At 33.6% G+C, this 7957-nt stretch carries 8 protein-coding genes; all 8 read right to left on the reverse strand.

What is annotated here, in order from left to right:
- Positions 1-518 precede the first annotated feature (518 nt).
- Complete coding sequence (locus F6K22_RS23445) at positions 519-1454, reverse strand: XcyI family restriction endonuclease (RefSeq protein ID WP_293103429.1); 936 nt, start codon at positions 1452-1454, stop codon at positions 519-521.
- A gap of 11 nt (positions 1455-1465) precedes the next feature.
- Positions 1466-2800, reverse strand: a complete 1335-nt coding sequence (locus F6K22_RS23450) for a hypothetical protein (RefSeq protein ID WP_293103432.1) — start codon at positions 2798-2800, stop codon at positions 1466-1468.
- A 143-nt stretch (positions 2801-2943) separates the two neighbouring features.
- Entirely contained in the window at positions 2944-3531 is a 588-nt protein-coding gene (locus F6K22_RS23455; protein WP_293103435.1) for a hypothetical protein, read from the reverse strand.
- 713 nt (positions 3532-4244) lie between these two features.
- Entirely contained in the window at positions 4245-4427 is a 183-nt protein-coding gene (locus F6K22_RS23460) for a hypothetical protein (protein WP_293103438.1), read from the reverse strand.
- Positions 4428-4620: 193 nt separating this feature from the next.
- Positions 4621-4800 (reverse strand): hypothetical protein, encoded by a 180-nt coding sequence (locus tag F6K22_RS23465; protein ID WP_293103441.1) that lies wholly within the window; start codon positions 4798-4800, stop codon positions 4621-4623.
- Complete coding sequence (locus F6K22_RS42395) at positions 4763-5203, reverse strand: transposase (RefSeq protein ID WP_363274240.1); 441 nt, start codon at positions 5201-5203, stop codon at positions 4763-4765. The genes F6K22_RS23465 and F6K22_RS42395 overlap by 38 nt, the downstream gene beginning before the upstream one ends.
- Before the next feature lie 81 nt (positions 5204-5284).
- Positions 5285-5443 (reverse strand): hypothetical protein, encoded by a 159-nt coding sequence (locus F6K22_RS23470; protein WP_293103444.1) that lies wholly within the window; start codon positions 5441-5443, stop codon positions 5285-5287.
- 691 nt (positions 5444-6134) lie between these two features.
- Positions 6135-7853: an ABC-F family ATP-binding cassette domain-containing protein gene (locus F6K22_RS23475; protein WP_293103447.1), complete on the reverse strand. Its 1719-nt coding sequence runs from the start codon at positions 7851-7853 to the stop codon at positions 6135-6137.
- Positions 7854-7957 lie beyond the last annotated feature (104 nt).

Here is a 7957-nt window from a genome sequence, read left to right on the forward strand (position 1 = left end):
ACAAGAAGGTTAAAACCGCGAGGGAATTGAATATAAGGAATATTGTCTTTGTTTTCCCCTATCCAAGGGGAGGCTTCAAGGCGCGAATTATTTAATTATTAATTATTAATTATTAATTTTTCGGTAACTCGAAAATTTAATTGCGGGCAAAGATACCAAATGGCTTCTAAAAATTTGAATTAAACTTTTCTGTATTGAATAGGTAAATGTACAACATAAGCATTGAGCGATGAACTAGTCTCCTGCGGAGGAACTACATTAACAGCACTCAGCAATAAAAATTAAGTCAGTTATTGGGCAATTCAGTCTAGACAATTTGTTAAGGTGGTCTGGTAGATATCTCAGTTTACCTAATCTCCTTTATCTATATCAATAATTTTAATTCTTCTAACTTCACTTATCCTTATGCTAGTAACTAAATGCTTACTATACAACTAATTTTTAAGAAGGGAACAAGGAACAGAGAACTTAATATATAAAATTAAAATTTGTCTGAGCTAAATAAGATGAATTTAAGATTAAATATCTAGTATTGCAAATAATTGTTTTTGCTTTTGGTTATTTTCCAAGACTTCTTCAACAGTGAACCAATGATTGACAATAAGTTGATGGTTATTCAGGTCATTTATTGCTTGTTGAGTAATAGAAACACCTTGTAAAATCAAAACTGTTATTGATTCAGAATTAATTGTTTTTGCTCGACTTAAACTTTTAATTGCAGCACCTACTCTCTCTAAAATACCAGCTTGGTCAATACCTCCTTTTATTTCAACAGCAGCTATAATTTTTTCATCTTTATAAATTCCTATATCTGGTTCATCTGCAAATATAATCACCCGACCATCAAGCAAATTTATTGTAGAAGCATCAAGATTTTCATTAGTTACCAATCTTCGTTCATTTAACCTTCTTTCTAATAGTCCTCGAATGATAATTTCAATTTTATTTCCCTTGATATTCTGCCACGAACCTTGAGCTTGAGCGCCTGCGGCCATACCTCGCCAAATATTAAATTCACGGGAGTCTATTTGCTCATCAGCTTCAACAAGATAACTAATAATTTTGTTCAAATGTTGAGAAATTTCTATAGCAATTAATTCATCAGTTAAATTACTACCTTGCTCATAACGAATAATTGATAATCCAACTTGACTCATAGACTTTTGAGAGACCATTGCTAACATTCTATAATAACTCACAGAACATAGAATATTAATTAAAACTTGGGGATGAGCAAAAACAATTACAGGTTTGATTCCTCGATGAATTACTTTATTCCATGCTGTTTGAGAAATACCTAAATTCTGTAAATTCCATTCCAATCTTTCTCCTTTTACCTCCTCTATTTTATCCGCAATTTCTAGCATTCCCCATTCATGCAGCTTTTGATGAAAAAGTTCACTTTTAGCAAGCTGGTCTAACATCCAAGCTTGGCGTTTATCCTGATTTACCACAACTTAAACCTTCAATTTTTTTGCCAAATAACAATACTTTCACGCACCGGAATTCTGCCATACTTACCCATTTGCTGTGAGCTATTACCCTTGTAGCGAGCAACAATAATTTTCTCAACTTTAAACCCTACTTTTTCTGCCATTTCAGATAATATTAAATCCACAGGTACTAACTCACCTGCAAACCTAACATTATCAACTACCATTGCAACTTTAGCACCAGAAGTTAATACCCTAGACCACTCCTTAATAACTAGACTCATATCAACAAAATATCCGACTAACATATCAGGAATTCTAGGGTTATTTAAGACTTTACCTTGTTGTCGCAAAATATCTACTATCTCAGCAATAACTGGATGATTTGGAGTATCATTATCTTGAACTTTTGATTCTATATGGGAGCGCAAAACACTAAACCGCAACTCCTTTAACTCTTCAAAATTTTTGACAAAATTAAAACAAAGTTCTAAAGAATAGATACGAGTATAATCATAACGGTTAGGGTATGGAGGTGAAGTGATTATAGCAGTAGGTTTTTGGGAAAATTGAACATTCTTTAAGTCACGAGCATCTGCTAATTGAATTTGAGGAAGTTGGCGTTTTTTATTCCCCCATAAAGTTCGCATAGAAAAGATATCTTGTTCTGCTTGATATATTTTCTGTTGCAGTATTTCAGTGGGAGAATAAATTTTTTTATCCTTTTTGATTCTTAAAAATTGTCCGTCTTTCGCTGTATAACTACAAGGTTCCAAAATTGATAAAAAAAGCAGTAAAAAAATATCTTTTATGGGACTAGATAAAGTTTCTATTGCAGTTTTCCACTGGCAAAGTTCTGTCAAAGTTTCTGGTGAGAATGCCTTTTTCATAATTGCCACATCGGAGGCAACATCAGCAGGGCTAAATTGTCTTAATTTATTTTGTAATAATTCAAAATTATGATGCAGGGAAGAAGGTTCTACTAGCCAGAATAAAGGCATAGTATTAGCGATAAAAGCTGCTATTGGTAATTTATCAATTGCTACAGCTTTAATATTGGCGTGCATTGCAGTAAATGGTGTTGTTCCCATACCACAAAAAGGCTCAAAAATCAAGTCTTTGTTTGTCAGTTGAAATCGTTTAATAAATTCCTCAACAAATGAAAATGCAAAAGCTTCTTTATATCGATATAAACCTAGAATTGGTAGAGATTTATTGCTAATATAAGATACCAGTTTACCTAACTTTAGTTCCTCTTGAATGAGATGTGAAAATTTAGTTTCTATCCGCTGTCTTTCATCGTAGTTATTGATAGAGCTTTTAGCAGTTTCATCTTCCCATTCCGGAAATAGACTAAGTTGTTTCATTAGTAATTTTTTTTCACTTATTTGTCAGAGTAAGAGTAATAGAGAAGATTTAGGTAGAGTCATTTCAGTTATCAGTCTCCCCACCCTCCCCACACTCCCCACCCTCCCCACACTTTGCTTTTTTCAACGAACTCTAATTAATATTATCTTGCCCCCGCTTCAATTGCAGAATTAGCCATTTTTGCTAAAGTGTCTCCTTCAATTTCAGGACTTTGACCAACACCTTTAAAAGCCATGCGATAAAACACTCCTTTATACTCCCAGCCAAGAATTGGAGGCGCACAAGATGCAGCACAAGTTAATGGTCTAAAATATCCTTTAATGTTTTGCACTAAACTCAATTCTCTACTAAATTCATCTTCTAAAGGTTTACCTCCTTTTTCGGCACTGATATAACCAATTGAACAAGCATTACCAGTACAATTAGGTTCAAAAGCTAAAGTAATTTTATAACTATTATTTGTACCTTTACCCTCAACATAAATCTTTCTATCTGTACCTGTAATTAATAATTTACTAGGTAGCAAAATTGGTAGTTGAGTTTGTTCTTTTATTTTCGGTAAAATTTCCTGAAGTTCTACTGCAACTGGTGTGGAATTTTGAGCAACTAATAGATTATTTTGGGGATTAATTGGATGATTAAATGCTTTAAGCATTGGCTGTGAATAACCCCAAAATACTATGAGACTGCTTAGTAAAAATGTGCTTTTAAAAAGAACAACGATAGACATAATTAAAATCCTACCAAAATATTAAACTGAATATTGAAGGAGGTTTTAGGTAGTAGGTTTTAGGTGTTAGATTACAGCACTTTGCGCGGATGATGAGGTACACTTTAAAATTAACCTTTATTTCCTCTTTTCTGTTCCCTTTTCCCTGTTCCCTACTGCTCCAAAATTTTGTACCTCATTAACTCGAACACTGCTGTAATAGTTCAATTGGATAGGAGTTAAATCCCAGGCAATTGTAGATACTGTATAGACTGTAAAGTTTTCAACCAAATTGCTTCAAAGCTCTAAAATAACTATAATTTACCGAAGAATTAATTATTAATAATTAATTAATTCTGGTTTAAAGCCTCCCCTTTTAAGAGGAAAAAAGCGATCGTTTGCGGAGCATTCCGTTAGGATGGGATGGCGAGGTCTCGGTTCCCTCCGGGACGCTACGCGTTTTGCTCCGCAACATGTAAAGCGAAGCTTTGCGCTAGCAAACGCCATATCCAATCGACCAAGAGAAGAAATGATATTTCCCAATATTCAATTCCCGAGCGGTTTTAACTAGAGGTAATTATCAATTATCCATTATCAATTATCAATTAATGAACACCTTTAGAATATAGCAATGATAATATAGGAATTTGAATTATAATAACTAATACTAATTCACTTTTAAGGATGTCACAAATAGCCTCAAACTTTCAGATGTGGAATAATTTCCGAAATTACTATAGCATCAAAGTTGCCAGTCGATAAAATCCGATCGGGAGTGGAATAGAGGTAATACAGGAAAAAGATGGAAAAATTCTCCTAAAAGTTGACTGATTTTTCTGACCATTCTTGTAAACAGGAATTGCATCATTATCCATAAAACTTGCTTTTGATGTATAAGATTCTTCGGTTACAATCACCGAATAATTAATAATTAAGAGTTGATAGTCAATTAATTATTCATTCAATAATTCACGCCTTGAAGCCTCCCCTTTTAAGGGGATAAATCAAAAAAAATCCTTTTAGTCAATCCTCAATAGTTTTAAGAAGGGGTAATTATTAATTATTAATTGTTCATTGTTAATTGCTGAACTTAATTCCTACCATTTTGGCTTAATAAGATAACATTTCTATTAACTTAGCATAGGGAATTTGAACAAAATTTTGATTGTTCTTTTTTCCTAAGTTAATCTCCTGTTTCCACTCCTGATTTTTGCCAATTATCAGAGTGCCTATTTTGTGACTGATGAGGATATTAATAATCAAACGAGATGCAATACGCAAGATAATCACTGATTTTAAATTCTCTTTTTAAGCCAAGTTTTCTCAGTCTCTGACTTGATTTATTTTCTCTGAGTAGAGCTTGAAGACTTCCTCTAACCTTGTTATAGTATTGGTCGATGGATTTCAACGGTCTGCCATTTATCAAGAGTGGTTTAATTCCAGCTTGATTAAAATTTAATGTAGCTAAATTGTTTAATCCAATATCAATACTAGCCCAATGGTTTTTCTCTAGCTCGTATTGTTTTTCGCATTTCTCATAAATGACCTCAATTACATAATGGTTCAGTCTAGGAACTAGACGAACTTGTTTTATTTGTGAAGTAGGTACTAATGTTTTTAGATAAATCCCTGTTTTACTTGGATTAATAATTCCAAGTTTTAAGTTGCCTATTACTAATGGCTTGTGTCCTATAAACTACAATATTTCTTCGGTGTTATTTGATTTTTATATCTAGGAAGACGAGGACGAGCGTTAAACTTTGATTGGTTCTGTTTATAAACTTCGTTCGCTGCTAAAAAAATCTTCGGTGTTTCTATCTATTATCATCAATATTTGTTGAGAGACTTTAGCTGGCATTGCTTTATAGTCTACTTGAGTATAAAGTGTTTTTTGCAGGTCATAATAGTGACGATAAGTATTTTCAAATATCAAAGACTGACGAACTAAATAATTAGCATGACTTTAAGATATTTTTCGACAAGAAACACAGTCGATCAATTTTAGCAGAAAACCGATGATTTTTCGTGTGGGATATGTCTCTCAACTAATTTCATAAATCAAGGGGTTAAAATTACTCAATGCTTTGAGTATTTATGAATTTTTATTATTATTTAGTCGGGAATTAAGCGCCAATTTTATGAGACCATTAAACATCACGCCTTTGAGTTATTAAATTTTCTCAAATACTTAGTAGCTATGCATGTACAAATCAACGAAGATATTTGACATTATTTGACTATATTTATGTACAACGTTTATTATACCAGAAATATCTTCATCTTATGAAGCTTTCACAAACACAATATACTTGTTTTTCCCGCAATCGAATCTTTCCATGTATCGCTCCTCACTGGAAAACCATAAAATTTTTCATTCTCTGGAGCTACCAAAAAAAATCCCTGGTCAAAGGATTTTAGGTTGCACCCTCACTTTAATTGTGATATGATAAAGACTATAAGGGTTAACTTGCCTACACTTATGACTTTTTATTCAACAAAAAATAACATAATTTCTCAGCGATAGAACTCCGTTCCGCTTTCGCTCTGCGACATGAAAGGCGGAGCAATTACGACAGCGACAGCTATATCGCGAAAGCTGTAGAAAGAAAAATCAATCTCAAAAATTATTTACGTTTAGCAGCAGCTTTCTCTTTTTCCTTCTGTTTTTTCTTAGCAGCTTTTTCAGCTTTTTTAGCAGCTTTTTCCGCAGCTATTTTTGCCAATCTTTCTGCTTCTCTTTCTTCCTCAAGTTTATCTAAATAATAATGATAATCTCCTAAATAAGGATAAAATTCACCATCTCGAATTTCCACAATTTTATTAGCAACTTGAGAGATAAAATAACGATCGTGGGAAACAACAATTACAGTTCCATCATAATTTTGTAGAGCTGATTCCAACATTTCCTTTGCTGGAATATCTAGATGATTTGTCGGCTCATCCAATAACATAAAATTGCCTGGTTTTAGGAGCATCTTTGCTAAAGCCAAACGCGCCTTTTCTCCACCACTCAAAGCAGCTACTTTTTTAAAGACCGTATCACCACTAAACAAAAAATTACCAAGTAAAGTTCTTACTTCCTCATTTTTCCAATCAGGCACCTCATCATGGATAGTTTCCATAACAGTTTTTGTTAACTCTAAAGCCTCCGCTTGGTTTTGCTCAAAATAACTAGGTATAACATTGTATTTACCTAATTCGACCGTACCTTCCGTGGGTTTTTCCAATCCCATAATCATCCGCAGTAAAGTAGACTTCCCACAACCATTCGGTCCTAAAAAAGCAATCCTATCTCCCCTTTCTATCTCTAAACTTGCCCCTAAAAAGAGAATTTTATCATCATAAGTATGAACTAAATCTTTAATTATTGCTACATCTCGACCACTACGAGGCGCAGGCGGAAAATGAAAAGTTAAAGTTTTTAATCCTGCAGTAGGAGCTTCTATAACCTCTATTTTTTCTAACAGTTTTTCCCTGCTTTTTGCTTGGGTACTACGAGTAGCACTAGCACGAAACCTTTCCACAAAAGCCTGTTGCTTTTCTATTTCTTTTTGTTGTCGTTCGTAAGTGCTAAGTTGTGCAGCTTGATTTTCTAATTTTTGTTCCAAATAAGCTGAATAATTCCCCAAATAAGTAGTAGAAACACCTCTTTCCGTTTCCACAATTTGAGTACAAAGACGGTCAAGGAATTCCCGGTCATGGGAAACCACAACCATAGGAGTTACTAAATTTTTCAAATAATTTTCTAACCACTCAATTGTTTCCAAATCTAGATGGTTAGTCGGTTCGTCAAGTAGTAAGATATCTGGATTTTGCAAAAGAATTTTTCCTAAACTCATCCGCATTTTCCAACCACCACTAAAAGCACTAACTAAGCGATCGCCATCCTCAGACTCAAACCCCATTTCTGGCAAGATTTTTTCAATTTCTGCATCTAAACCATAACCATTTAAAGCTTCAAATTGTCGTTGTAAACGGTCTAATTTATGAATAAGTTCATCTAATTTTTCTGGAGTAGCAGTTTCCATTTCTCGCTGTACTTCTAGAAGAGATTCGTGAGTTTTATTAGCCTCTGTAAATACAGTCCAAAATTCCTCTCTAACTGTACGATTAGGATTTACTTCAAATTCTTGAGTCAGATAAGCAATGTGTAAACTTGCAGGGCGAATAACTTCTCCAGAAGTAGGTTCCATTTCCCCAGTAATAATTTTTAATTGAGTTGATTTTCCTGCTCCATTAACACCAACTAAGCCAATACGATCGCCTGGTTTAACTTCCCAGTTAACATCTTTAAGAACAACACCTGTAGGATATATTTTACTTATATGTTCTAATCTCAGCATTTATAATTTATCTCCTAGGTAGGTTAACAGTAAGTTAAGTTTTTTTATGGCCAAACTATTAATATTGGCTCTCAAGTATTGTATATCTTAACAAATTTTAATTA

It is taken from the genome of Okeania sp. SIO2F4 (genome assembly GCF_010672385.1).
GTDB lineage: Bacteria > Cyanobacteriota > Cyanobacteriia > Cyanobacteriales > Microcoleaceae > Trichodesmium.